Source organism: Dermacoccus abyssi (genome assembly GCF_003515945.1).
Taxonomy (GTDB): domain Bacteria; phylum Actinomycetota; class Actinomycetes; order Actinomycetales; family Dermatophilaceae; genus Dermacoccus; species Dermacoccus abyssi.
This window is the reverse complement of the sequence record NZ_QWLM01000004.1, coordinates 94,093-119,175: the sequence shown is the minus strand read 5'-3', so window position 1 is coordinate 119,175 and position 25,083 is coordinate 94,093. Positions and strand designations below refer to the sequence as shown.

The following is a 25,083-nucleotide window of genomic DNA, read 5'->3' as shown; positions in this document are numbered from 1 at the left end:
AAAACTCCCAACGTTGGGCGATCTCAGCGCAGGCGGACCCCGACGTCGGCCGCGACGGCCTCGACCATGCGGGTGAGGCGGACCGTGCGTTCGGGCATCGAATCGCGGTACTCCGCGAGCGTCACGAGGCCCGGGCCCGGGAAGGCCCACGCGCGGGCGCGCGCCGTCGTGGCTTCGTCGGCTGCGGCGGCACGGGCGAACACGGCGCGTGCTGGAGCGTCGAACAGATCCCACGCGTAGAGCAGATCGACGGCAGGGTCGCCCACGCCGAGTGCGCCGAAGTCGATGACGCCGGCCAGGGTGCCGCCGTCCCTGACGAGGACGTTCTCGGCCGAAAGGTCGGTGTGCACCCAGGTCCGGGAGCCGGTCGCGGCCTCCACTTCCCGCAGGCGTGACCAGGCCAGGCGCACCTGCGTCGGGTCGAAGAGGTCGCTCAGCGTGGCGGCGGCCTCGTCGACCCACGCGTCGGTGGCGTCGGTCACCGGATCGCCGCACCGGTAACCCCAACGCTCGGCGCCGCCGACCTCGCCGTCCGTGTCGACGGCGTGAAGCTCGGCGACGAACTCCCCGAGTGACGACGCGAGCGACCGCTGCGCCGAAGCGTCGAGGTTCGTCGGAGTTCGACCCTCGATCCAGGTGACGACGGCCCAGTGTCGAGGGAATGTCTCGCTCGGCGTTCCGACGAACTCGACGCGCGGGATCGGCGTCCTCACGCCGGCTCCGAGCGTCGGCAGCCAGGTGACCTCGTTGCCCAGATCCGTGGCGTAGTCGTCGGAGCGTGGGAGGCGAAGTGCGAGGTGACCTCCAACGCGAAACACCCAGTTGCTGCTGCCGGAGGCCGGGCTCGGGCGCACGGCAAGCTGGGCGAGGTGCGGTGCCTGCTCGCGCAGGAGCTGAGTGGCCAGCGCGGCGTCGGGTGCGGAACTCATGGTGTCGGGAGTTTTACAGCCGGATCCTCGCGCGGCGACCGATTTTCCCCAGCGTCGGGCGAAACGCAGCGTCAGGCGCGCAATGCGACGACGGTGATCTCGTGCCGGTTGTGCTGCAGCTGTCGGGCGAAGGTGATGTCGTACGCCTCGCTCAGCATGTTCACAGCTTCGTCGGCCTGCTTGACCGGGTTGTTCGTGCCCAACTTCAGCGTGACGATCGCCGTTGCGCCCGGGTTCAGCATGTCGGACGCCTCGAGCATCGTGTGGGCCGACAGCTGCGGGGGCATCCGCATGTCGTTGACGATGAGGTCGACCCGACGCGGGAAGGTAGCGACGAACTCCCCGGCCGTCGTCCGGTGGTGTTCCACGCCGCCCAGGTCGAGCACGCGCTGGTCGAGACCGGCCGGGTCGACGGCGTGCACGTGGCCGTACCCGCGCGAACGCAGGATGCGTGTCCACCCGCCAGGGCTGGCGCCGAGGTCGACGGCCACGTCCCCCTCGGGCAGGTCGATGTGGGTGAACAGCTCCTCGAGCTTGAACTCCGCGCGGCTGACCTGCTCCTTGCGCGAGGCAAGACGGATGCGTCCACCCGCCCAGTCGGACAGGGCGTAGCGCGAGGGCGTGACACCCGTCGTCACCCGGTCCTCACCGAGGCAGACCGACAGCGCGAGGTCGGCGCCGCCGGGCACCACCCGGACGCCCTCGTCCATGAGCATCTCGAGGAGGGGCCGACGCACCTTGCCGGGCGCCCACGGGCCCTGCCCCGAATCCCATGTGTGCAGGGAGATGGCCGAACCGGGCGTGTACTCGCCGGAGTCGGCCAGTGCCTCGAGGCGCGTGGCGATGCCGTCGAAGGCCCACTCGGCGATCTCCTCGGCGTCCTCGTGCTCAAGGGACTTCGTCGTCGCGTGCTTCTCGACGGCGGCGAAGTGCTTGCAGAAGCGCAGGTAACCGGACGAGGCGAGTTCGTGAAGTCGCTCGATGCCGCCGTTCTTCAACTGGACGAAGCCCGCGTCCTCACCCACGCGCGTCACCTTCTCCACGTCGGCCTCGCGGCGTAGTTCGACGACGGCGAAGCGGTAGTAGTCGGCGGTCGTGGAGAACAGGACGGGAAGGTCGATCACGTCAGTCAGTCTAGGCGTGAGGACGCGTACGGCCGCCGCCCCGGGAAGGGGACGGCGGCCGCAGCGCGTGGAACGGGTGAGCGATCAGCTCGTGACGTACTCGTCACCGTCGTCGATGTCGTCGAAGACCGCGGCGTCGATGCGGTTGCGCACGAGGAACCAGCCGCCGACGAGCAGGAGTACGAGGATCGGGCCGCCGAAGCGAACGGCAGCGGCCGACTCGGGGCTGCTGTCCGTCGGGTCGATCGCGATGAGCACGAGAACCGCAGCGAGGAACACGAGCGCGATGATGTTGAGCGCCGGCGCACCCTTGAGGCGGAAGTCCGGACGCTCCAGCTCGCCGCGCGGTCTTGCGGACCATCATCATGTGCGAGATGAGGATCATCGACCAGACGCCGATGATGCCGAGGGTGGCGACCTCGAGAGCGATCTCGAAGGCGTGCGACGGCCACTTGAAGTTGATGACGACGCCGATCGCACCGAAGGCGGCCGCCGCCAGGATGGCGGCGTAGGGAACCTGGGTGCGGCTCATCTTGCCGAGGATGCGCGGCGCCGTACCGGCCACGGCCATCGAGCGCAGCACGCGGCCGGTCGAGTACAGGCCCGAGTTCATCGACGACGCGACGGCCGAGATGAGGACGACGTTCATGATGTCTGCCATGCGCACGCCACCGACGTGGAAGCCCACGCGGTCGAGCACAGTGACGAAGGGCGACTCGCCCTGCTTGTACTGCGCGGTCGGCAGGAGGAAGCACAGAAGCGTGATGGTGCCCACGTAGAAGCTGAGGATGCGCCACAGCAGATGCAATCGAGCTGTGACCTGTTGACCGCTTGGTAGACGACTACCGTCAGGTAATGCAGGTCACAATTCGATGCTCCTTCGCGGATCACGTGAGCCGGACACGGCAAGAGGCGCACCTCCCGAATCGGGAGATGCGCCTCTCGTACAAGCGGTGTCAGACACCGAGAACGATCACTTCTTGAAAGCGTCCTTGATCTTCTCACCGGCTTGCTTGAGGTTGGCGACGCCCTGGTCGCCCTTACCCTCGGCCTCGAGCTGCTCGTTGTCGGTCGCCTTGCCGTAGGCCTCCTTGGCCTGGCCGAACTTCTCGTCCTTGGCATTGTCCAGCTTGTCGTCGAAACCCATTGCTGAACTCCTTTCACTCGATGACAGTTGCTTCGACCCTACCCCGGGCCCTTCGCCCTGGCCAGAGGTTTTTCACCGGCTCACTCGGGTGGGTGGAGCTCCAAGCGCTGGCCGCCCCAGCGTCGGCGCAACATCCGGTCATGGCTCGCGACGACGACCGCCCCGGGGTAGTCCGCCAGGGCACGCTCGATGTCTTCGGACAGGAGCAGGGAGAAGTGGTTGGTCGGCTCGTCGAGAAGCAGGACTTCAGGCGGGAGCGCCAACAGGACGGCGAGGTCCAGCCGGCGCCGTTGCCCGACGCTCAGGCTGTTCACCGGCCGGGTCTCGTCGCGTCCGGCGATGAGACCGAACGTGGCCAGCGGACGTCTGGCAGCGAGTTCGGCGCCGACGAGTTGCTCGTACGTGTCGCGGACGCAGTCGTCACCGCTCACTTCGGCGTCCTGGCCGAGCAGGGCGACGCTCCCGCGCGGGGCGACGGTGACGCTGCCGTCGTCGGGAGCGATGCGCCCCGCAAGAGCCTCGAGCAGTGTCGACTTGCCGCATCCGTTCGGGCCCTCGACGAGCAGACGCTCTCCGGCTGCGAGCGCGAGACTCGTCGGGCGCAACCGATCTCGGACGGTGACGTTCGACGCCGTGACGAGCGCTCCGCTCGGCAACTCGCCGGCGCGGCGGGCCGCGGCGAGTGACCGGTCGGCGTTGAACCGCAGATGTTTCGGCGGCTTGCGCACCTGCTCGTCCTCGAGGCGCTCGAGGGCGGTGCGGGCATCGTTGACCCGGCGAGCGACGACGGTGGCATTGCGGTCGGAGTAGAACTTCTTCGCGCCGCGCGCCTCGGTGCGCGGCCCGCGCTCGGGGTGCCCGACGCGGTGATCGTCGTGGAGTCGCCCGCGCAGACGGTTCAGTTCGTCCTGCTCTCGCTCGTACTGCTCCTGCCAGCGCGTCAGTTCGTCGGCCCGGGCGACGACGTACTGCGAGTAGGTGCCGGTGAACCGGGTGACGCCGTGGGCTGCGCCTGCGTCGGAGGCGTCGGCGACGCGATCGACCTGACGTCGCGGCATCGGCCGCGGATCGAGGTCGAGCAGGTGGCTCACCGACTCGTCGAGGAAGGCGCGGTCGTGGCTCGCCATGAGCACGGGCCCCGGCCATGTGTGGAGCATGCGCGCGAGCAACTCGGCGCCGCGGTCGTCGAGGTGGTTCGTCGGCTCGTCGAGCAGGAGCGTCTCGGGGCGGCGCACGAGCATCCACGCGAGGGAGAAGCGGGCGAGTTGGCCCCCGGAGACCTCTCGTACAGGGCGCTCGCGGGGGATGTCGGCGATGCCGAGGCCCTCGACCAACTCGTCGATCGTGTGGTCGAGCTCCCACACGCCGCGCCGTTCGGCCTCGGCGAGGGCGAGCTCGAGTCGAGTACCCGCTCCGGGGTCGTCGGGGTGCGCGGCCAGGTGCTCACCGGCCGACGTCACCTCGTCGCCCAGAGCGCGCAGGGGCGCGGCGGCGTCCCGGAGCACCTCATCGGCGGTGAGATCGAGTGAGAACGGCGGCTGCTGGTGGAACAGGCCGACCTCGCCGGGCGCGCTCACCTTCCCCACGTCGGCGTCCTCGAGGCCCGCGACGATGCGCAGGAGCGTCGACTTGCCGGTGCCGTTCTCCCCGATGAGCGCGGCCCGTTCGCCGGCGGCGACGGCGAAGGAGATGTCGGTCAGGACGCGGCGGTCGGGGTAGCTCTTCGAGATGCCGTCGAGACGAAGGTGTGTGCCGCGGGGTGGGTTCGGATGCATGGGCCTCCTCGGGTCCGGAAGCTCCCACCGTACGAGTGGGGCGCCGTCGTCGGCACCCGATTTTTCGCCGGGCTCAACCGGTCAGCGCGGCTCGTCGATCTCCTCGCGGGTGCGGCCGGTGTCGCGCAGCTTCGTGTCGAGGCTGACGCGCTCGTCGAAGACGAAACACTCACCGTCCCAGTCCTGCTCGGCGTCCGGCATCTGCTGGAAGTAGTTGAGGATGCCGCCCTGCAACTGGAAGACCTCGAGCCCCAGATCCTGCATCCAGGGGCTCGACTTCTCACAGCGGATGCCGCCCGTGCAGTACATCGCGATCTTCGTGCCGTTCTCGCGCCACTCGTCAGCGTGGTCTTCGACGTAGTCGGCGAAGTCGCGGAAGTTCACGACGCCCGGATCGACGGCGTCACGGAAGCGGCCGACGCCGTATTCGAAGCTGTTGCGGTTGTCGAGGACGACGACGTCGTCGCGGCGGATGAGTTCACGCCACTGCTCGGGCGGCACGTCAGTCGCGTGCACGTCGTCCATGCGGTTCGGCATGTCGAGGCCGTCGACGCCGAGGGGCACGATCTCCTTCTTCGCCTTGACGAGCATGCGACGAAACGGCGGGCGCTCGAACGCCGTGCGCTTGACGACGATGCCGTCGAAAGCGTGAGCGACCGTCGCGTCGGCGCTCGCGGTCTCGAGGAAGGCATCGATCTGCTGCGGCGTGCCGGCCAGCATCCCGTTGACGCCTTCGGACGCGACGAGCACCGAACCGCTGAGCCCGAGGGTGAGTTCGCGCAGACGCGCCACGGCGGCGTCGACGTCGTCGAAGGCGGCGAACCGGTAGAACGCGATGTGGTCGCCGCGGGTGGGCAGGTCGCTCAACGTCGTCGGGTCGGGACGGCGATCACGCGTGCTGCTCATGTCGACCATTGTCGCGTACACCGCGCTCACAGCGCGGTGACGGGACGTTTGACAGCCTCGTCACAGCCTCGGGCCGTTCTCTCGGGCGGTGGGGGCAGCCTGCGTTGTGCGAGCTGCCCCTCAACTCCTCATGAGAGAAGGGAAGAAGATGTCGAACAACACGATGAAGATCGTGGCCGGCCTCGGCGCGGCGGGCACGCTGGCCGTTTCCGGAGCCGCGCTGGCGAACTCGCAGTCGCCGGCTCCCACGCCGTCCAGTTCCTCGAGCACGCAGGCTCATTCCGGGGACGCGGGCAAGGGTGGCCCCGGCGGTCACCAGCACACCGAGGTGACCGGAGCGACGAAGACGAGCGTCGTCAACGCCGTCAAGGCCAAGGATGCCGCGGTCTCGATCGAGCGCGTCATGGCTGATCCGGACGGCTCGTACGACGTGCTGGGCACGAAGAGCGGTGCGAAGGTCGTGGTCGAGGTGAGCAAGGACCTCAAGACGGTCGAGGTGCGCACCGGCGGTCCGGGCGGCCCCAGTGGGCGTGATGGGCGCGGCGGGCCCGGTGGTCACGACGGCAAGCAGCGCACCGCCGACGTCACCGGCTCGACCCTGACGAGCGTCAAGAGCGCCGTGAAGGCGAAGGATGCTGCGGTCACCGTCGAGCACGCGTTCAAGACGCCCCAGGGTGGCTACGTCGCGCTCGGCACGAAGTCGGGCCAGCGCGTTGCCTACGCGGTGAGCGCGGACTTCAAGACCGTCACGCTCGACTCCCACGGTCCGCGTGGAGGCCACAGCCCGCACGGCGAGCGCGGTCAGGGCGGGTCGACGCAGCAGTCACCGTCGGCGGGCCAGGGTTCGGCTTCCTCCTCGGCCTCGACGGGCGCCGTCAACTCCTGATTTCGCGGCATCCATCGGCTTCGGGGCGGAGCAGCGCCTCACGCGTGGCTCGGCCCCGAATGCGTGGGAGCCCTCAGTCGTCGTCCTCGGCGTCCGCCGTGGGGTCGGAGGCACCCGCGTCGACGATGTTCGGGTCGTCCCACCCGACGAAGCGCCAGTCACCCGGGCGTCCCTCGAGCGTCACGACCGCGGTGTTGAGCAGGCGCTTGTGCTCGGCGTCCTTGGGCGTGATGCCGGACGCCTGCGACGTCGCCCAGAGGCGGATGACGGCGCCGTGGCTGACGACGGCGACCGCTGCGTCGTCCGCGAGCCCTTCGACGGCGCGCGCGATGGCGGCCTCGTAGCGTTCGAGAACCGAGTGGCCGTCGGGGCCGCCGGGCATCCGCTCGTCGAGCTCGCCCTCGGACCAGTCGAAGACGGTCGTCAGGTAGGTCACGTGCGACTCGTGCGTCGTCATCATCTCGAGATCGCCGGCCCCCACTTCGCCGAAGCCCTCGTCCTGCAGAGGCTCGAGCGCCCGTGCGCGAGTGAGTGGCGCGGCCGTCAGAACGGCGCGGCGGTGCGCTGAGGAGACGACGCGATCGAGGGGTGTGCCGTCAAAGCGGCGCACGAGATCCTCGGCCTGGCGCTTGCCGAGATCGGTGAGGCCGGCGCCGGGCAGTGCGGTGTCGAGGGCACCTGCGACGTTGTTCGGAGTCTGTCCGTGCCGAATGAGGTGCAGCGTGGTCATGCCCCGATTGAATCACCGCAGCCGACACCCGCCGGGAGCGTGTCTCGCGGTCGAGAAGGTGCGGTGACGCCCGACCTTCGCCATGATGAAGCGATGAAGCCTTCCCCCGCCGTCTTGTGCCTCGTCTCCGTCCTCGGGCTGAGTGCCTGCAGCGGCGACGGTGGATCGGACGGTTCGAGGAACGGCGAGTCGAAGGCATCGACATCGAACTCAGGAACGTCGGCGAACTCCTCGACGCAGCCGTTCAACGGAAAGACCTCGTGCACGGACGTCGTCTACGTCGGTGATTCGGTGAGTGTCGGCATGGTGAGCAAGGACCAGATTCCGAACCGGGCGGAGCGGCTCGAGGCGCGCTTCGCGAACGTCGGCGTCAAGAACCTGTACGTCAACGCCTCCGGCGGCCGGTCTGTCTTCGAGCGCTTCATGAACCGGCCCAACGTCATGGACGTGCTGACGCCGAAGCTCACCTCGACGTTCAAGGGCTGCTACGTCATCGCCACCGGCACAAACGACGCGGCGAACGACCACACCGGCAGCAACATGAAGATCCGCCAGCGCATCGACACCGTCGTGAAGGCGACGAAGGGGCGGCCCGTGTTGTGGCCCCTGCCGGCGACGATCGCGACGAACGGGTCGTACAACGACGCGTACATGCGCGACATGGATGCTCAACTGCGCGACGCGACGAAGCGCTACCCCAATCTGCGGCTCTACGACTGGCGAGCCGAGCGCGAGGAGGAGTGGGTCGAGGGGGATCGGATCCACGACGACCGTCTCGGCTCGCGCTACCGTGCCGCGATGTACGCCAACGCCCTAGCCGTCGCGTTCCCCCAGGGGCGCCCGGCGAACCCGAGCACCGTCGTCGGCTCGGCTTGGGGCAAGAAGCCGTCGCCGGCGAACCGGCCGAAACTGCCGTCGGTCAAGGGGGACGCCGTAGCGTTCTGGGCCGGCGACAAGAAGGCGGTCGAGCTGTACGAGAGCGGTCGCAAACCCTGAGCCATCCGAAAGGGGAGTTGGCTGCGCGCCACTCACTACGTCGGTAGTGTGATCTGCGGCACAACTTCCGAGATCTGGTGGTGACGGTGATGACGACGACTGCAGAGCTCGTCAGTGGCGTGGTGACGAACAGGGTGAAGCCCCTCGTGCGCTGGGGCCTGACGCATGCGGTGCCGAGCCGCGTCCTCAAGGACGGAGCCGACAAGGGTGACCTCCAGGCGCGCCTCACGGTCGAGGCCCAGAACCTCTCGCCCGAGGAGATCGCCGAGCTGTTCAACCAGATCCGCGCGCAGGGTCCGCTCGTGCGCAGCAAGTTTTCCTACGTCAGCGTTGACCACGCCGTCGTCAAGGAGGTGCTCAGCTCCACCCAGTTCCGCACCGGCTTCCCCGGTGACGACCGCCCGGCGATCTCGCGCCTCGTGCAGTGGGCCCGGCGCGAGGGCCTGCACCCCGTGGAGCCGCCGTCGATGCTCGTCACCGACGGCGACGACCACACCCGCTACCGCAAGCTCGTCTCGCGGGTGTTCACCGCGCGCGCCGTCGAGGGGTTGCGCGAGCGGACGGAGGCAATCGCTGCCGACCTACTCGACGAACTCGCGGCCAGGGGCGGGCCGGTCGACCTCGTCGCCGCCTACTGCGAGAAGCTGCCGGTCGCCATCATCTCGGAGATCCTCGGCGTTCCCGAGAGCGAGCGGGCCAACGTCCTGCGCATGGGCGGACATGCCGCAGCGAGCCTGGACCTCGGCATCGACTGGTCGACGTTCCGCACCGTCGACGGCGCCCTCGACGAGTTCGACGAATGGCTCGGAAAGCACTTCGACCACCTGCGCGCCAACCCCGGTGACGACCTGTTCTCGACGCTGCTGCACGCCACGGACGACGAGGGGCGCCTCAGCGAGCGTGAGCTCAAGGCCACCGCCGGCCTCGTGCTCGCCGCCGGTTTCGAGACGACCGTCAACCTGTTGAGCAATGCCATCCGGCTGCTCGTCGAGCACCCCGAGCAGTTGGCGGGCCTGCGCGCCGACCCGTCCGGCTGGGGCAACGCCGTCGACGAGGCACTGCGCTACGACCCGCCCGTACTGCTCACGGGGCGCTCGGCGCCAGAAGACACCGAGGTGGCCGGACAGCGCGTGGGTGAGGGTTCCATGACGACGCTCGTGCTCGCCGGCGCGAACCGCGACCCGCAGGTCTTCGACAACCCCGACGCCTTCGACGTCACCCGCGAGAACGCCCGCGACCACCTGTCCTTCTCCGCGGGCCGGCACTTCTGCCTCGGAGCGGCGCTCGCCCGTATGGAGGGAGAGGTGGGCCTGCGTGCCTTCTTCGACCGCTTCAACGTCGAGTTGCTTCCCGGGGCGCGCCGCCGACCGACGCGCATTCTGCGCGGGTACGAGACGCTTCCCGCCCGCCTCGTGCAGCGCTCGAACTGAGTGGCTCCGAGGCGTTGTGGCAGCCGCCGGGTAGGGTTGAACTGAGGAAGTAACCGACGCGCAGAGAGGGCGGCATCATGGGTCTGTCACCACTTGAATGGCCTGTCCTGCGTCAGGTGCGCTCGGGCGACTTCCTCGGCCGCGGCCCGGCTGTGACGAGCGAGAAGACGCGCACGCTCGAGCCGCGCACGACGACGGCCGACCGCAGCGTCCAGTCGGTGTGCCCCTACTGCGCCGTCGGCTGCGGCCAGCGCGTCTTCGTCAAGGACGAGAAGGTCGTCGCCATCGAGGGCGACAAGGACAGCCCCATCTCGCGTGGCCGACTGTGCCCCAAGGGTGCGGCGAGCGAGCAGCTCGTCAACAACCCCTCGCGGATCAAGCAGGTGCTCTACCGCAAGCCCGGCGGCACCGACTTCGAGCCGATCGAGCGCGACAGGGCCATCGACATGGTGGTCGAGCGGTTCCTCGACACGCGTCGACGCACCTGGCAGGAGCGCGACGAGAAGGGCAACTTCCTGAGGCGAACGATGGGTATCGCCTCGTTGGGCGGAGCGACGCTCGACAACGAGGAGAACTACCTCATCAAGAAGCTGTTCACCGCAGCCGGGGCCATACAGATCGAGAACCAGGCGCGTATTTGACACAGCGCCACGGTTCCCAGTCTGGGGGCCTCATTTGGGCGTGGTGGAGCCACTAATCCACTGCAGGACATGGCGAATGCAGACCTCATCATCATCGAGGGATCGAACATGGCCGAGTGTCACCCCGTCGGTTTCCAGTGGGTGACCGAAGCCAAGGCGCGCGGCGCCAAGGTCATCCACATCGACCCGCGCTTCACGCGCACCTCGGCGGTGGCCGACAAGCACGTCACCATCCGTGGTGGCTCCGACATCGTCTTCCTCGGTGCGCTCATCAACCACGTCCTGTCGACGGACGCGTACTTCCACGACTACGTCGTCGCGTACACGAACGCCGCGACGCTCGTCAGTGAGGACTTCGTCGACACCGAAGACCTCGACGGGCTGTTCTCCGGCTACGACCCCGAGACGGGTCAGTACGACCAGAGCTCGTGGCAGTACGCCGACCCCTCCGGCGAGCAGGGCACGTCGAGCGACGAGAAGAGTGGTTCGTCCGGGCATCACGCGTCGGGTGGTGCGGAGTCGCACGGTTCCGGCGGGCCCTCGCTCGCCCACGCCGAGGTGCTGCGCGACGAGACGCTGACCGATCCCCGCACGGTCTTCCAGATCCTCAAGCGTCACTACGCGCGCTACACACCCGAGCTCGTCGAGGAGGTCTGCGGCGTCTCGCCGGAGGACTTCCGCTACGTCGCCGATGCCCTCGTCGCGAACTCCGGGCGCGAACGCACCACGATGTTCGCCTACGCCGTCGGCTGGACCCAGCACGTCTCAGGCGCGCAGATGATCCGCTCGGCGGCCATCCTGCAGCTGCTCATGGGCAACGTCGGACGCCCCGGCGCGGGCATCATGGCGCTGCGAGGGCACGCGACGATCCAGGGGTCCACCGACATCCCGACGCTGTTCAACCTGCTGCCGGGTTACCTGCCGATGCCGCGCGTCGCGGAACACGAGACGATGGAGGACTACGTCGACTCCATCGCGTCGAAGGACGCGAAGGGCTACTGGGCCAACGCGGACGCGTACGCCGTCTCGCTGTTCAAGGCCTGGTTCGGCGAGCACGCGACGCCCGAGAACAACTTCGGACTCGACCTCATGCCGCGTCTGACGGGTGCCCACGGCACCTACCAGTCGATGATGGGCATGATCGACGGCGACGTCGAGGGCTTCTTCGTCCTCGGCCAGAACCCGGCCGTCGGGTCGGCGAACGGCAAGCTGCAGCGCAACGGGTTGCGTCACCTCAAGTGGCTCGTCGTGCGCGACTTCCAGCTCATCGAAACGGCCACGTTCTGGAAGGACGCGCCGGAGATCGCGTCCGGCGAGTGGAAGACCGAGGACATCGACACCGAGGTGTTCTTCTTTCCGGCGGCCACGCACGTCGAGAAGGCCGGCTCGTTCACCCAGACGCAGCGCCTCGTGCAGTGGCGCCACAAGGCCGTCAACCCGCCGGGTGACGCGCAGAGCGAACTCGACTTCTTCCACGAGGTCGGTGTGCGCATTCGGGCACGCCTGGCTGATTCCGATGACCCGCGCGACCTGCCGCTGCGGGCCATGACGTGGGACTACGCGAAGGACGAGCGCGGCGAGGTGGTGCCCGAATCCGTCATCGCGGAGATCAACGGCACCGACGCCGAGGGCAAACCGCTTTCGACCTACGTCGACCTCGCGGCCGACGGCTCGACGTCGTCCGGCTGTTGGCTCTACGCGGGCGTCTACGCCGACGGCGTCAACCAGGCAGCGCGACGCAAGCCCGGCGACGAGCAGGACGAGACGGCCGCCGAGTGGGCGTGGGCGTGGCCGGCGAACCGGCGCACGCTCTACAACCGGGCGTCGGCCGACCGCGACGGCAAGCCGTGGAGCGAGCGCAAGAAGCTCGTGTGGTGGGACGAGGAGGCCGGCCGCTGGACGGGCCGAGACATCCCCGACTTCCCGGCGGCGACGGCACCCTCCTACCGGCCGGACAAGGGAGTCGGCGGGCCTGACGGCCTCGCCGGTGACGACCCGTTCATCATGATGGCCGACGGTAAGGCCTGGCTGTACGCCCCGCTCGGCCTCGTCGACGGCCCGCTACCGGCGCACTACGAGCCGGCCGAGTCACCCCTGGCGAACCCGCTGTACCGACAGCAGGCCAACCCGACGCGCGTCGTCTTCGAACGCAAGGACAACCTCAACGCACCGAGTTTCGGTACGCCCGGCGGCGACGTCTACCCGTTCATGTTCACCGTGAACCGGTTGACCGAGCACCACACCGCCGGCGGCATGAGCCGGTGGTTGCCGTACCTCGCGGAACTGCAGCCGGAGATGTTCGTCGAGGTCTCGCCTCAGCTGGCGCAGGAGCGTGGGCTCGAGAACGGCGGATGGGCCACCGTCGTCTCGGCCCGTGCCGCGATCGAGGCGCGCGTCCTCGTCACGGAGCGAGCGCGACCGCTACGCATCGGCGGACGCACGGTGCACACGATCGGCATGCCGTATCACTGGGGTTCGAGTGAGTTCGCCCAGGTGGCAGGCGATTCCGCGAACGACCTGTTCGGCGTCGTGCTCGATCGCAACACGCAGATCCAGGAGGGCAAGATCGGCATGTGCGACATTCGTGCCGGCAGGCGCCCCGAGGGGGAAGCGCTGGAACGGTTCGTCGCCGAGTACCAGAGCCGCGCAGGCACGACCGTCATGACGGGCAACGACCTCGCCCAGGGCGATGTCGAGGAGAGTGAAGACGACGCATGAGCGCACTGACGAGTTACGTCGCGCGCCAGTTCGGCGGCGCGGGCGACCCGGCCAAGGAGGCCGCGTGGGGTACGCACGCGGCGACGGAGCGCACGGGCGGGGCCCCGAACGAGCCGCTCGCGGAGCGGGTCGGCTTCTTCACCGACACGTCCATCTGCATCGGCTGCAAGGCGTGCGAGGTGGCCTGCAAGGAGTGGAACCGCAACCCGGAGGACGGGTACGGGCTCACGGGCCACTCGTACGACAACACGGGAGAGCTCGGCTCCGACACGTGGCGTCACGTCGCGTTCGTCGAGCAGTCGGGGGAGCGCATCGCGGCGGCCCGGAAGTCGGGGCGCAAGCTGGTCGACCTCGGTATGCCGAGTGTGCGCAGTGCTGCGTCGACCGAGACGCCCAGTGGCGCGGTCGGCGTGCAGCCTGAGACCTCGCTCGACGTCGACGTGTTCGCTCTGGCGTCGTCGCCGGCGGGCCTGACGCCGACCGCCGGTAGCGACGTGCCCGATTTCCGCTGGCTCATGTCGTCGGACGTCTGCAAGCACTGCACCCATGCGGGGTGCCTCGACAACTGCCCCACGGGAGCGATCTTCCGCAGCGAGTTCGGCACCGTCGTCATCCAGGCCGACGTGTGCAACGGCTGTGGGTACTGCGTCGGCGGGTGCCCGTTCGGCGTGGTCGAGCGTCGTGAGAAGGACGCCGTCATCAACCACGGCAACGCACAGAAGTGCACGCTCTGCTACGACCGGCTCACCGAGGGGCAGACGCCCGCGTGCGCGCAGACGTGCCCCACGACATCGATCAAGTTCGGGCCGCTGTCGGAGATGACGCGCCTCGCCGAGGAGCGCGTGGCCGAGCTTCACGCCCGCGGCATGACGGAAGCGCGCCTGTACGGCGCGGGCAGTGACGACGGTGTGGGCGGCACCGGTTCAGTGTTCCTGCTCCTCGACGACCCGGAGGTGTACGGGCTGCCGCCCGACCCGGTGGCGCCGTCACGACACCTCGCGTCGTCGTACAAGCGAATGCTCGCCGCGGCCGGCGGCATGGCGGCTGCGGCCGCCATCGCGTTCGTCGGGGGTGGCGTGTGACCAACCCGCTCGATTCCTACCGTGACCCCGAGGGTCCACGCCGCCGCCGTGGTGGCGGTGACAAGCGTCGCCGTCCGACGGACTGGTTGAACGACCGCCGCGAGGGACGCGGCGAGCGCGCGCTCGTGCCGGACGTGGAGTTCGACTCGTACTACGGGCACAACGTGGTCAAGCCGGTGCCGTGGGAGGCGCCGATTCCGATCTACCTGTTCACCGGTGGGCTCGCGGCGGGATCGCAGCTGCTCGCGGCTGGCGCGTACGTGACGGCGAACGCGCCCTTGCGACGCGTCACGCGCCTGACGTCCGGAGTGGCAACGGCGGTCAGCGGCGCTGCGCTCGTCGTGGACCTCGGGCGACCCGAACGGTTCTACAACATGTTGCGGGTGGCGAAACTGAGCTCCCCGATGTCGGTGGGTACGTGGATCTTCTCCGCGTTCGCCGGGGGCGCAGTGCCGCTCGCCGGGTTGGAGACCCTGCGTCTGCTGCCGCGCAAGAACAGCGGTTCGTTGGCCTTGCTCATGGGGCGCGCGGAAGAGGCCGCCGCCGGGGTCGGTGGTGTGCGCCGCGGGGCGGTGGCACCTCGGCGCGCCGGCGTTCTCGGATTCATCGAGGACGCACTCGAACTCGTGGAGGCGCCGAGCGCTGCGCTGGGTGCGCTGGCTGCCGGCCCGCTCGCGACGTACACCGCTGTGCTGCTGTCGAACACGGCAACGCCGATGTGGGCCGAGTCGCGTCATCACCTGCCGTTCGTGTTCGCCGGCTCGGCGTCGGCCGCGGCGAGCGGAAACGCGATGGTGTGGACGCCGGTGGCGCACGCGGGGCCGGCCCGTGCACTCGCGCTCATCGGGTCGTCCGTCGACCTCGTGGCTCTCAACCGGCTCGAGAAGCACCTCGACGCCCACGGCGTCGGCGAACCCTTGCACCACGGAACGGCCGGAAAGCTCAACAAGGCGAGTCTGGCGCTCAACGTGGCGGGCTCCGTCGGGACGGCGCTGTTCGCGCGGCGCTCGCGGGTGGCGTCGGTGCTTTCGGGAGCGTGCTTCGTCGCCGGTTCGGTGTGTACCCGTTTTGCCGTGTTCGAAGCGGGAATGGAGTCGGCGAAGGACCCGAAGTACACGATGGCGCCGCAGCGGCGCCGCCTCGACGAGCGCGGCGGGACCGGCAACATCACGACGGGTCCGCGCACGGCCGACGGACGTCGTCCGTTGCCGGGGCCGGGCGGTCACCCGGTCCTTCGGGACTGATGGAGAAAAGTGCTGGTTGTGCACGATATTTCGTGCACAACCAGCACTTTCGCGCTCGATCCCTAGCGCACCCGGATGCCGGGTTCACCCTTCACAGTGCGGCCGATGATCGGCGCGCCCGGCACCTCGCCGATGACGAGGAGCCCGCCGGAGGTCTGGGCGTCGGCGAGCAGAAGCAGTTCGTTCTCGTCGACCTCGGACTCGATGTGCGGGGCCACCCAATCGAGGTTGCGGCGTGTGCCGCCGGAGACATAGCCGTCACGTGCCGCCTCGCGGGCGCCGTCGATGTAGGGAACGGCTGCGGCGTCGATCTCCGCCGCCACGCCCGAAGCGCGCATCATCTTCCACAGGTGGCCGAGCAGGCCGAACCCCGTGACGTCGGTGGCGGCCTTCGCGCCGGCGTCGACCGCGGCGACGGAGGCGTCCCGATTGAGCGTCGTCATCACGTCGACGGCCTGGGCGAAGACCTCACCCGTGCGCTTGTGACGGTTGTTGAGCACGCCCGAGCCGAGCGGTTTCGTCAGCGAGATCGGCAGGCCCGCCTCGGCGGCGTCGTTGCGCAGCAGCTTGGCCGGATCGGCAATGCCGGTGACGGCCATGCCGAACTTGGGCTCGGGGTCGTCGATCGAATGCCCACCGATGACGGGGCAGTTCGCGGCGCGGCCGATGTCCGCGCCGCCGCGGAGCACCTCGGCCATGACGTCGAGGCCGATGCGTTCACGCGGCCACCCGACGAGGTTGATCGCGACGACAGGGGTGCCGCCCATGGCGTAGATGTCCGACAGCGCATTCGTGGCGGCGATGCGCCCGAAGTCGTACGGGTCGTCGACGACCGGGGTGAAGAAATCCGCGGTCGACAGGACGGCCTGGCTGCCGACACGGACCGCTGCGGCGTCATCACCGTCGTCGAGCCCGACGAGGACGCTCGGGTTCGGCTCACCGACGAGGCCCTTGACCGCCTCCTCCAACTCGCCGGGCGGGATCTTGCACGCGCACCCGCCACCGGAGGCGAACTGCGTCAATCGAATCGGCTCCATGGTCCGACCCTACGCACGGCTCTCACTGGGATGTGATCGGGGCCGGTGCGAACCTGGCGGCCTGAGATGCGCCTGCCGCAGGTCGTGCACGATCGAATCGCGCCATCCGCGAAAGCGTGTTCGCTTGGTGAATGGACCGACATTCACTACCGTTGAGCACGGAGGTGTCAGGGTTCCTGGTGGGCCCCCCGGTCCTCAAAACCGGTGAAACCGAGTATCTCGGTTTGGCAGGTTCGATTCCTGTCCACCTCCGCCATGTGATTCTTCGCAAGCTCAGACCCAAATGGCCTGTGTTTTTTGCCGCGTCTTCCGGCCAGCGGCCTCGCAGGCTCGGCCTCTGGCTCGGTGCGACACAGGCCTTCCTCGCGGGCTCGGCCCCGTCTTGGTGCGACACGGCGAGCTTCCTCGCAGGCTCGCCTGAGAGGATGGCCGGGTGAGTGACGACCCGCGCCGCAGCATCCCGCGTACCGACGCACTGCTCGCCGATGCGCGCTTCGCTTCGGCTGTCCGCCGACTCGGCGTCGACGTCGTCAAGGCGTCTGTCGTCGAAGCCCAACGCCGCGCTCGTTCAGGCGAACTCGCGCCCGACGCCGTGGCGACGGTCGCCCTCGAAGCGCTTCCCGGATCGGCGACGACGCTGCGACGGGTCATCAACGCGACCGGAGTCGTCGTGCACACCAACATCGGTCGCGCGCCCCTCGGCGATGCTGCCCGCGAGGCGCTGCTCGCCGCAGCAGGTCACGTCGATGTCGAGTTCGACCCCGCCACAGCACGTCGGGCACCGCGTGGCCGCGGCGCCCTCGAAGCTCTTCGCGAACGCGTCCCCGCAGCGGGGGGCGCCCTCGTCGTCAACAATGGGGCCGCCGCGTTGCTCTTGGCCTGCCTGACACTCGCCGAGGGGCGCGAGGTCATCGTCAGCCGCGGCGAACTCGTCGAGATCGGCGACGGTTTCCGTCTGCCCGACCTCCTCCAGTCCGCAGGAATCCGTCTGCGCGAGGTCGGTACGACCAACCGAACGCACCTTCGCGACTACGAGGCTGCGTCGGGGGACGCAGGGGTCATCCTCAAGGTGCACACGAGCAACTATCGCGTCGAGGGTTTCGCCGGTGTGCCGCGCGTTGCTGAACTCGCGACACTGGGCCTGCCCGTCGTCGCGGACGTCGGCAGCGGCCTCCTCGCGCCCGAACGGGTCCTGCCCGACGAGCCCGACGCCGCGACGTGGCTCGACGAGGGTGCCACCGTCGTCACTGCGAGCGGCGACAAGCTCCTCGGCGGCCCGCAGGCCGGCCTCGTGCTCGGCGACGACGACGCGGTCGAGCGCATCCGACGTCATCCTCTCGCTCGTGCTGTGCGCACCGACAAGCTGACGCTCGCAGCCCTCGAAGCAACCCTGCGAGGCCCCGTCCCGCCCGTCCTCACAGCCCTTCGGGAAACGCCGGAGACCCTTCGCGAGCGCACGGAACGACTCGCTCGCCGGGTCGGCGGCGACGTCGTCCAAGTGGACGCCCGCGTCGGTGGTGGTGGGGCCCCCGGTGTGCCGTTGCCGAGTCTCGCGGTTGCCCTCCCCGACAGCTTCGCGGAGCCCTTGCGGCTCGGCGAGCCGTGCGTGGTCGCACGGACAAACGGCGGGCGCACCCTGGTCGACCTTCGCTGTGTGCCAAGCGAATCCGAGGACGAAGTGGGGGAGGCCATTCTCGCCGTCGCTGCTGCCGTGGGCCACTGACCATGCGGGTCATCGCCACGGCCGGGCACGTCGACCACGGCAAGAGCACACTCGTTCAGGCGCTCACCGGCACCGACCCCGACCGGTGGGCCGAGGAGAAGCGCCGCGGCCTCACGATCGACCTCGGATTCGCGGGTCTGGAGTTGCCGAGCGGTGAGCACGTCGCCTTCGTCGACGTGCCGGGCCACCGAAGGTTCATCGGCAACATGCTGGCCGGTCTCGGGCCCGCTCCCGCCGTCATGCTCGTGGTCGCAGCCGATCAGGGGTGGCAGGCGCAGTCGAGCGAACACCTCGACGCCATCGACGCACTCGGGCTCGAGACGGGTCTGCTCGTCCTCACCCGGTGCGGCCTCGCCGACGCCGACCGCGTCGCCGAAGTGCGCCGCTCTGCTCTCGAGCACATCGCGCAGACCTCCCTCGGCGCCGTGCGCGTCGTCGAGACGGACGCCGTGCAGGGTGACGGCATCGGTGAACTCCGTTCTGCCCTCGACGACCTCGTGGCGGGCATGCCACCGCTCGACGGTGAAGGCTCGGTACGGATGTGGCTCGATCGCTCCTTCTCGGTCAAGGGTGCGGGCACCGTCGTCACCGGCACACTCGCCCACGGCACGTTGCGCGTGGGGGACGAGGTGAGCGTCGCGGGCGAGCGCGCGACGATCCGCTCTCTCCAGGTGCTCGGAGAATCGCGTGACGAGGTCGGCCCCGTCTCGCGTTGCGCTGTGGGGTTGCGCGGGATCACCCGGGACGCCGCTCCCCGCGGCAGCGCGCTGCTTCGTCCCGCCGGGGGTCTGGAGTCCACGACGATCGACGTGCGCCGTGAGACGGGTTGCGCGTGGTCGGAGTCCTCGCGTGAGGTCTCCGTGCACGTCGGCACCGCGGCTGTGCCTGCCCGTGTGCGGCCGTTCGACGACGAGACCGCCCGACTGCGGCTCGAATCACCGCTGCCGTTGCGGCTGGGGGATCGCGTCATCGTGCGCGACAACTCGGCCGCGCGCATCCACGCAGGCGCCACCGTGCTCGATCTCGACCCGCCACCGCTCGAACGGCGCGGTGCTGGAGCCGCCCGCGCCGCGACGTTGGCGGTGTGGGAGAGCGGCCGCGCGTCCGATCTCGTCGTCGACCGGGGGCACGTTTCGGTCGCCTGGCTCGAAGGCGCCGGAGCGACGGGTTGGGGCGACTGGCCGCTGGCTCTGCCGAACGGAGACGGCTTCGGGATCGTCGACCGCGTGGCTGTGTCGGCCGCGCAGGTGACCGCGTGGTCGCAGCAACTCGACGAACTCGTGAGCGACGACGCCCGTGACCCGCTGAGCCCTGGTGTCGCTGTTGCAGCGCTCGCGCGCGAACTCGACACGTCCCCCGCCGTCGTCCATCTGCTGGCCGCGGCCTCCGGCCTCGACGTGGACGCCGGACGCGTGCGAGGCGCCGAACACCGACGTGACCTGGGCGGAGCGGACACCGCCCTGGCCCAGCTCCGTGAACGCCTGCAGGCGAGCCCCTTCGATGCTCCTGAGGCCGACGACCTCACCGCTTGGAAACTCGGCTCCCGGGAGATCGCTGCCGCGGCCGAGCGGGGACTCGTGCTGCGCCTGCGAGCGCAGCCGGCGGACATCGTCCTGCTGCCGGATGCGCCGGCGCGGGCCATGCGTGAGCTCGCGGCGCTCCCGCAGCCGTTCACGACGAGCGATGCGCGTCAGGCTCTCGGCACGACCCGCCGTGTCGTCATCCCGCTTCTCGAGCACCTCGACGCTCGCGGCTGGACCCGGCGCGACGGCAATACCCGCACGGTTGTGCGGTGAGCGCTACGTCAGTGCAACGCGGGCGATGACGCCCAACGCACTCGTCGTCGCGAGGGCGAAAACGACCCGCTTGAAGCGAGCCTGATCGATACGGTGACGCAACGGCTGGGCCAGCAGCGCGCCGACGGCCATGAACGGCAGCCACCCGAGGCCGGCCGTCCAGGCATCGCGCGGTAGCTGACCCCCGACGACGAGACCGGTGAGTGACAGTAGCGAACCGACGAGGAAGAACGGCGCGAGCGTGGAGCGTGCGCGTTGTGGCTGCTCCTCCTGAAGCGCGAGGCTGAAGAAGGGACCGCCGATCGACGCAGCCGTCGCCGAGACGCCGGTGAGGGCGCCGGCGACGGACGACGTCACGGCCCCGGCGCGTACCCGCACGCGGGTGAGGGACCCGGCCACTGCGACGAGCACCATGAAGGCCACCCCGAGGGATATGGCGTCGCCAGAGGCGTGCGCCACGACCCAGACGCCGAGCGGCATGGTGAGCGCACGGAACCCGATGGCCCAGCCGAACGGGCGCCACAGGATGTCTCGCCCGTTGCGCAGGATCTCGACGACAGGCAGGGGCAGGACGACGAGCAGAAGCGCCGCCGGCATGACCTGCGGCGCGAACGTCACGACGTATGGCGCCGCGACGACGGCCAGGCCGAACCCGGCAATGCGCTGGACGAAGGCACCGGCGCAGACGAGGAGCCCGAGCAGGACGAACGTCGTCCCGCTCAGGCCCACGTCACAGCTCCGGTCAGCAGGATGTCGAGCCGCTCTTGTTCTTCTTGTACGTGCAGACGTGGACGGCCTTGCCGGCAGCGTTGCGCAGGGTGGCGGTTTCACCGCTGTTGTTCCACACGAAGCTGTTGCGGCTCACCGGCTTGAGGCCCTTGACAGCCTGACCCCAGTAGAGCGTCGTCGAGGAGTTCTTGCCCTGGCCGGAGCGAATGACGACCGACTTCTTGGCCCCGAGCTTGAAGCCCTTCGGGATGACGTAGACGTGCTTGGAGCCCCCGTCCGAAACGCGGTAGCCGCCGACGGTGATCGTCGTCGCGGTCGTGTTGGTGAGGGTGATGTACTCCTTGTTGAGGTTGGCAGCCGTCACCTTGTCGTTGCCCGGCAGGTCGACGACCCAGCGCGAGAACTTCACGGCGGGTGCCGCCTGAGCGGCCGGTGCCAGCATCGGGGCAGCGAGCATCATCGTGGCGGTGGCGAGTACGGGCACCGTGCGCATGGAAATGTCCTTCAGGATCAGGCGTGGTCGTGCACCCGACCCTGACGCGTCATCCTGACGTGGACCGCGCCTTGTGGGGCGGGCCGTTGCAGGTGCTCGAGGGGAGGCGCTTCGTGGCTGCGATGACAGCCAGTTTGATTTTACGTTCAACTACCGCCGGAGGTGCGCCGTTCGCCGGGAGAGGTGTGACATCCGGGCGTAGGAGGTTTCGGGAACAAAGCAAGAGACCCTCACCGAAGTGAGGGCCTCTCCCATCTGTCTCAACACAGAGTGCACCCGTAGGGATTCGAACCCCAAACCTTCTGATCCGTAGTCAGATGCTCTATCCGTTGAGCTACGGGTGCGGGCTGCGAGGCGCTTATCGCGCGTTGCAACGAGATAGAACTTTACACATCTGCAGGTCGAAACGCGAATCGGCTCCTGCCACGGGCTGACGGCCTGCTCAGCCGCCGTAGGGGAGCGTCGGCAGACCGATGACACCGGGCGTGCAGGCGAAGAGCGCGCCCGCCTCGGGTTCCGCGTCGTCGGGCAGGTTCTCGCGTGACGTCGTGATGTAGAGGGTGTCGAGGTTGATGCCCCCGAAGGCGGGGCAGGTCACCTGCGAAGGGCCGACCTCGACGATCTCGGAGAGCTCGCCGGCGGCGTCGTAGCGGCGAACCGCGGACCCGCCGAACAGTGCCGTCCACACGCCGCCCTCGGCATCGACGGTGAGACCGTCGGGGTAGCCGATGCCGTCCTCGAGCCGGACGAACGGGCGCGGGTTCACGAGGCCGTCCTCGGGGTTCCAGTCGAAGACCTGGATCGTGCGGGTCGGGGTGTCGTTGTAGTAGGCGAGGGTGCCGTCGGGCGACCAGCACAGGCCATTCGAGATCGTCACGTCGCCGAAGACGTGCGACGGCATGTGGTTGGGGTCGAGGCGCCACATCGACGCGGCGCCTTCGCTCTGGTCGTAGGCCATGGAGCCCATGTAGAAGGAACCGTCGGGGGAGCATCCGCCGTCGTTGAAACGGGTGCGCGGCTCGTGATCGGCGGGCCACAGGTCGTCGATGCGCTCGATGTCGTCGAAGTCGGCGGAGCGTGTCAGCGCGAAGCCGCGCTCCGTGGCGACGATCGCGCCGCCGCCGAGGCGGGGGCGCAGCGCTGCCGCGACGTCGCCGACGTGGAAGCGACGCACGTCGCCGTCGTCCTGCAGTTCGAGCACGTCGCCGGCAAGCATGTCGACGTAGCGCAGGGCCGCGTGCCCGTTGCCCCAGTCGTTGTGCCAGATGACACCCTCGCCGTGGTACGTGTGCGGTGTGGAGACTGCCTCGGCCCTCATGGCCCCAGGCTAGCCTCCCGCGAAGATGGTGGGTTCGAGTGCCGGACTAGGCTCAAACGTCCTCGGCCTTCGTGGTGGCCGGGTCCCACTTCGTCAGGCCGTCGTACTGCCAGCCGCGGTCCTTGACGGCCTCGCGCGACTCGAGGCGCATCGTCGGGGTGAGGCGGTCGAGGTAGAGGTAGCCGTCGAGGTGGTCGGTCTCGTGCTGGAGCATGCGGGCGAAGAAGCCGTGCCCCTCGAGGACGACCTCGTTGCCGTCGAGGTCGGTACCCGTCACCTTCGCCCAGTCGGCGCGCGCCGTCGGGAAGTGCTCACCCGGTACCGAGAGGCAGCCCTCGTTGTCGTTCTCCTCGTCGGCCTCGCCGGCGGGCACGCGGCCCTTCTCGAGCTTCGGGTTGATGACGACGCCCTTGCGGTTCTCGCCGAGGTCGTCGTCGGGGCAGTCGTAGACGAAGATGCGCTGCTTGACGCCCACCTGGTTCGCCGCGAGGCCGACGCCGTTCGCGGCCTCCATCGTCTCGAACATGTCGTCGACGAGGGTGCGGATGTCGTCCGTGATCTCCTTGACCCGCTTCGTCGGGGAGTGCAGAGCCTTGTGGCCGACGATGGTGATGGGGCGGATGGCCATGAACGAACCTCTGGTGTGACGTGGGCGGGTGGCCGCTCCGGGCTCGGGGCGACCAGCCAAGTTTACGCGGCCGTTCAGGTGTCCGAGCCGGGCACGACGAAGGCCCCGCCCCAGCAGATTGCCGGAGCGAGGCCCTCGTGACCCGAAGGTGAGCGTCAGTGGCGCTCGTCGGACGAGTAGCGCTCGTCCTTCGTGAATCCTTCGCCCACCGAGGAGTCGAGGTCGGTGGCGTACACGCCGTCACCGACGCCGCCCTGCAACTGCGGGTTGCGACCGACGCGCGAGTGGCGCTGACCGTAGGCGAAGTAAATGATGAAGCCGATGAGGAGCCAGACGGCGAATCGCAGCCACGTCTCCACCGGCAGGTTGAGCATGAGGTAGAGGCAGATCGCCGCCGACAGCCACGGCAGCACCGGGCTGCCCGGCACCTTGAACGGGCGCTCGAGGTCGGGGCGGGCCTTGCGCATGATCGGCACGGCCAGCGAGACGAGGAAGAACGCCGAGAGGGTACCGATGTTCACCATCTCTTCGAACTCGCCGATCGGGATGGTGGCCGCAGCCACCGCGATGAGGAAGCCCATGACGAGCGTCATCGGCACCGGCGTACCCGTCTTGGGGTTCGTCTTGGCCATGCCGCGCGGCAGGAGGCCGTCACGCGACATCGCGTACATGACGCGGGTGGCGCCGATCATGAGGGTCATGACGACGGTGGCCAGACCAGCCACAGCACCTGCGGAGATGATCTGCGCATAACCGGGGTGCCCCGCGTCTCGGAAGGCTGCTGCGAGCGCTCCCTTCGGGTCGATCTTGTCGTACTTCACCATGCCGGTGATGACGAGGCAGACGGACACGTAAAGGATGGTGCAGATGACCAGGGAGCCGATGATGCCGATCGGCAGGTCGCGCTTCGGGTTGCGGGTCTCCTCGGCCGTCGTCGCGACGACGTCGAAGCCGATGTAGGCGAAGAACACGAGGGCGGCACCTGAGATGACGCCCATGACGCCGAAGGCCTGCGGCTCCATGCCCGTGAGAATCTCCCACAGCGGGCGGTGCATCGTCTGCGACTCACCCTCGAGCGGCTGAGCCGGCGGGATGAAAGGGGTGTAGTTCTTCGAGTCGATGTACTGGATACCCATCACGATGATGAACAGCACGATGAAGACCTTGACAGCCACGAGCGCGAAGTTGATGCGCAGCGACTCCTTGATGCCGACGGCGATGAGGCAGGTCAGCGCGGCGACGAGACCGAAGGCGGCGAGGTCGAAGTGGTCGAACCAGCCGGTGCCTCCCTGCAGCTTCTCGGGCAGCTTGAGGCCCCACTCGCCGAACAGGATGTTGAAGTACGCGCTCCAGCCCTGAGCGACGACGCCGGCGGCGAGGATCAGCTCGAGGAGCAGATCCCAACCGACGATCCAGGCGATGAGTTCACCCATCGTCGCGTACGAGAACGTGTAGGCCGAACCCGAGACAGGCACGGTTGAGGAGAGCTCGGCGTAGCACAGCGCGGCGAGGCCACAGCAGACGGCGCCGAGCAGGAACGACAGGACGATGGCGGGGCCGGCCATCGTGGCGGCGGCGCTGCCGGTCACCGTGAAGATACCGGCGCCGATGATTACGCCGATACCGAAAACGGTGAGGTCGAGAGCCGAGAGATTCTTCTTCAGCTGGAACTCGGACGCCTCCGAGTCAGCGATCGAAGCCTCGATCGACTTGGTACGCAAAAGGCTCATAGGAGCGACCTTCCACAGGTG

At 68.8% G+C, this 25,083-nt stretch carries 21 protein-coding genes, 2 tRNA genes and 1 pseudogene; 9 read left to right on the top strand and 15 right to left on the bottom strand.

From position 1 onward, the window contains the following. Nucleotides 1–23: 23 nt before the first annotated feature. The 7 genes and pseudogenes from D1832_RS05045 to trhO all read right to left on the bottom strand — a co-directional run bounded on the left by D1832_RS05045 (nt 24) and on the right by trhO (nt 5,881). A complete protein-coding gene (locus tag D1832_RS05045) occupies nt 24–929 on the bottom strand; it encodes a phosphotransferase (protein ID WP_241510869.1) in 906 nt (301 codons plus the stop codon). A 71-nt stretch (nt 930–1,000) separates the two neighbouring features. Next, on the bottom strand, nt 1,001–2,053 hold the full coding sequence (locus tag D1832_RS05040) for an SAM-dependent methyltransferase (protein ID WP_241510868.1): 1,053 nt from the start codon (nt 2,051–2,053) through the stop codon (nt 1,001–1,003). Between the two features lie 84 nt (nt 2,054–2,137). Further along, nucleotides 2,138–2,332, bottom strand: coding sequence for a hypothetical protein (locus D1832_RS15725; RefSeq protein ID WP_241510889.1), 195 nt, complete (start codon nt 2,330–2,332; stop codon nt 2,138–2,140). A gap of 121 nt (nt 2,333–2,453) precedes the next feature. After that, nucleotides 2,454–2,828 (bottom strand): annotated as a pseudogene (locus D1832_RS15720) (amino acid permease); the annotation flags it as partial. 198 nt (nt 2,829–3,026) lie between these two features. Then, nucleotides 3,027–3,200, bottom strand: coding sequence for a CsbD family protein (locus D1832_RS05030; RefSeq protein WP_118912888.1), 174 nt, complete (start codon nt 3,198–3,200; stop codon nt 3,027–3,029). Nucleotides 3,201–3,280: 80 nt separating this feature from the next. Further along, nucleotides 3,281–4,975 (bottom strand): ABC-F family ATP-binding cassette domain-containing protein, encoded by a 1,695-nt coding sequence (locus D1832_RS05025; protein ID WP_118912887.1) that lies wholly within the window; start codon nt 4,973–4,975, stop codon nt 3,281–3,283. Between the two features lie 81 nt (nt 4,976–5,056). After that, nucleotides 5,057–5,881: an oxygen-dependent tRNA uridine(34) hydroxylase TrhO gene (gene trhO / locus D1832_RS05020; protein WP_241510867.1), complete on the bottom strand. Its 825-nt coding sequence runs from the start codon at nt 5,879–5,881 to the stop codon at nt 5,057–5,059. Nucleotides 5,882–6,029: 148 nt separating this feature from the next. On the opposite strand from trhO, the gene D1832_RS05015 reads away from it, so the two are divergent. Next, nucleotides 6,030–6,767 carry a hypothetical protein gene (locus D1832_RS05015; RefSeq protein WP_118912886.1) on the top strand — a complete coding sequence of 246 codons (738 nt, stop codon included), beginning with the start codon at nt 6,030–6,032 and terminating at the stop codon, nt 6,765–6,767. 73 nt (nt 6,768–6,840) lie between these two features. Here D1832_RS05015 and D1832_RS05010 read toward each other — a convergent pair whose 3' ends face one another. Further along, a complete protein-coding gene (locus D1832_RS05010) occupies nt 6,841–7,497 on the bottom strand; it encodes a histidine phosphatase family protein (RefSeq protein ID WP_118912885.1) in 657 nt (218 codons plus the stop codon). Nucleotides 7,498–7,590: 93 nt separating this feature from the next. Between D1832_RS05010 and D1832_RS05005 the strand changes: the two genes are divergently transcribed. The 5 genes from D1832_RS05005 (at nt 7,591) to nrfD (ending at nt 15,608) form a co-directional block, all read left to right on the top strand. Then, nucleotides 7,591–8,493 carry an SGNH/GDSL hydrolase family protein gene (locus tag D1832_RS05005; protein ID WP_118912884.1) on the top strand — a complete coding sequence of 301 codons (903 nt, stop codon included), beginning with the start codon at nt 7,591–7,593 and terminating at the stop codon, nt 8,491–8,493. 89 nt (nt 8,494–8,582) lie between these two features. Continuing rightward, entirely contained in the window at nt 8,583–9,923 is a 1,341-nt protein-coding gene (locus tag D1832_RS05000; RefSeq protein WP_118913025.1) for a cytochrome P450, read from the top strand. Between the two features lie 77 nt (nt 9,924–10,000). Further along, entirely contained in the window at nt 10,001–13,282 is a 3,282-nt protein-coding gene (fdh, locus tag D1832_RS04990; protein WP_147362612.1) for a formate dehydrogenase, read from the top strand. After that, nucleotides 13,279–14,364, top strand: coding sequence for a 4Fe-4S dicluster domain-containing protein (locus tag D1832_RS04985; RefSeq protein WP_118912881.1), 1,086 nt, complete (start codon nt 13,279–13,281; stop codon nt 14,362–14,364). The genes fdh and D1832_RS04985 overlap by 4 nt, the downstream gene beginning before the upstream one ends. Continuing rightward, complete coding sequence (nrfD, locus tag D1832_RS04980) at nt 14,361–15,608, top strand: NrfD/PsrC family molybdoenzyme membrane anchor subunit (protein ID WP_118912880.1); 1,248 nt, start codon at nt 14,361–14,363, stop codon at nt 15,606–15,608. Before D1832_RS04985 ends, nrfD begins: the two co-directional genes overlap by 4 nt. A gap of 62 nt (nt 15,609–15,670) precedes the next feature. On the opposite strand, the gene selD is transcribed toward nrfD, so the two are convergent. Further along, nucleotides 15,671–16,645 carry a selenide, water dikinase SelD gene (gene selD / locus D1832_RS04975; RefSeq protein ID WP_047310563.1) on the bottom strand — a complete coding sequence of 325 codons (975 nt, stop codon included), beginning with the start codon at nt 16,643–16,645 and terminating at the stop codon, nt 15,671–15,673. A 160-nt stretch (nt 16,646–16,805) separates the two neighbouring features. Between selD and D1832_RS04970 the strand changes: the two genes are divergently transcribed. From D1832_RS04970 to selB, 3 genes are all read left to right on the top strand, one after another. Beyond that, nucleotides 16,806–16,901: transfer RNA gene (locus tag D1832_RS04970), tRNA-Sec, on the top strand. A 177-nt stretch (nt 16,902–17,078) separates the two neighbouring features. Next, nucleotides 17,079–18,368, top strand: coding sequence for an L-seryl-tRNA(Sec) selenium transferase (selA, locus tag D1832_RS04965; RefSeq protein WP_118912879.1), 1,290 nt, complete (start codon nt 17,079–17,081; stop codon nt 18,366–18,368). A 2-nt stretch (nt 18,369–18,370) separates the two neighbouring features. Beyond that, nucleotides 18,371–20,164, top strand: coding sequence for a selenocysteine-specific translation elongation factor (selB, locus tag D1832_RS04960; RefSeq protein ID WP_118912878.1), 1,794 nt, complete (start codon nt 18,371–18,373; stop codon nt 20,162–20,164). A gap of 3 nt (nt 20,165–20,167) precedes the next feature. Here the strand turns inward: selB and D1832_RS04955 are convergent, their stop codons facing one another. The 6 genes from D1832_RS04955 to D1832_RS04930 all read right to left on the bottom strand — a co-directional run bounded on the left by D1832_RS04955 (nt 20,168) and on the right by D1832_RS04930 (nt 25,062). Further along, nucleotides 20,168–20,893, bottom strand: a complete 726-nt coding sequence (locus D1832_RS04955; protein ID WP_182434661.1) for a sulfite exporter TauE/SafE family protein — start codon at nt 20,891–20,893, stop codon at nt 20,168–20,170. Nucleotides 20,894–20,906: 13 nt separating this feature from the next. Continuing rightward, complete coding sequence (locus D1832_RS04950) at nt 20,907–21,386, bottom strand: lamin tail domain-containing protein (protein WP_118912876.1); 480 nt, start codon at nt 21,384–21,386, stop codon at nt 20,907–20,909. A gap of 271 nt (nt 21,387–21,657) precedes the next feature. Continuing rightward, nucleotides 21,658–21,730 (bottom strand) — tRNA-Arg (locus tag D1832_RS04945). Between the two features lie 98 nt (nt 21,731–21,828). Then, nucleotides 21,829–22,704, bottom strand: a complete 876-nt coding sequence (locus tag D1832_RS04940) for an SMP-30/gluconolactonase/LRE family protein (protein WP_118912875.1) — start codon at nt 22,702–22,704, stop codon at nt 21,829–21,831. A gap of 52 nt (nt 22,705–22,756) precedes the next feature. Continuing rightward, entirely contained in the window at nt 22,757–23,332 is a 576-nt protein-coding gene (gene def / locus D1832_RS04935; protein WP_047310558.1) for a peptide deformylase, read from the bottom strand. 155 nt (nt 23,333–23,487) lie between these two features. Next, the gene (locus D1832_RS04930) at nt 23,488–25,062 is read right to left on the bottom strand and encodes an APC family permease (RefSeq protein ID WP_118912874.1); all 1,575 of its coding nucleotides are present in this window, start codon (nt 25,060–25,062) and stop codon (nt 23,488–23,490) included. Nucleotides 25,063–25,083: the final 21 nt, after the last annotated feature.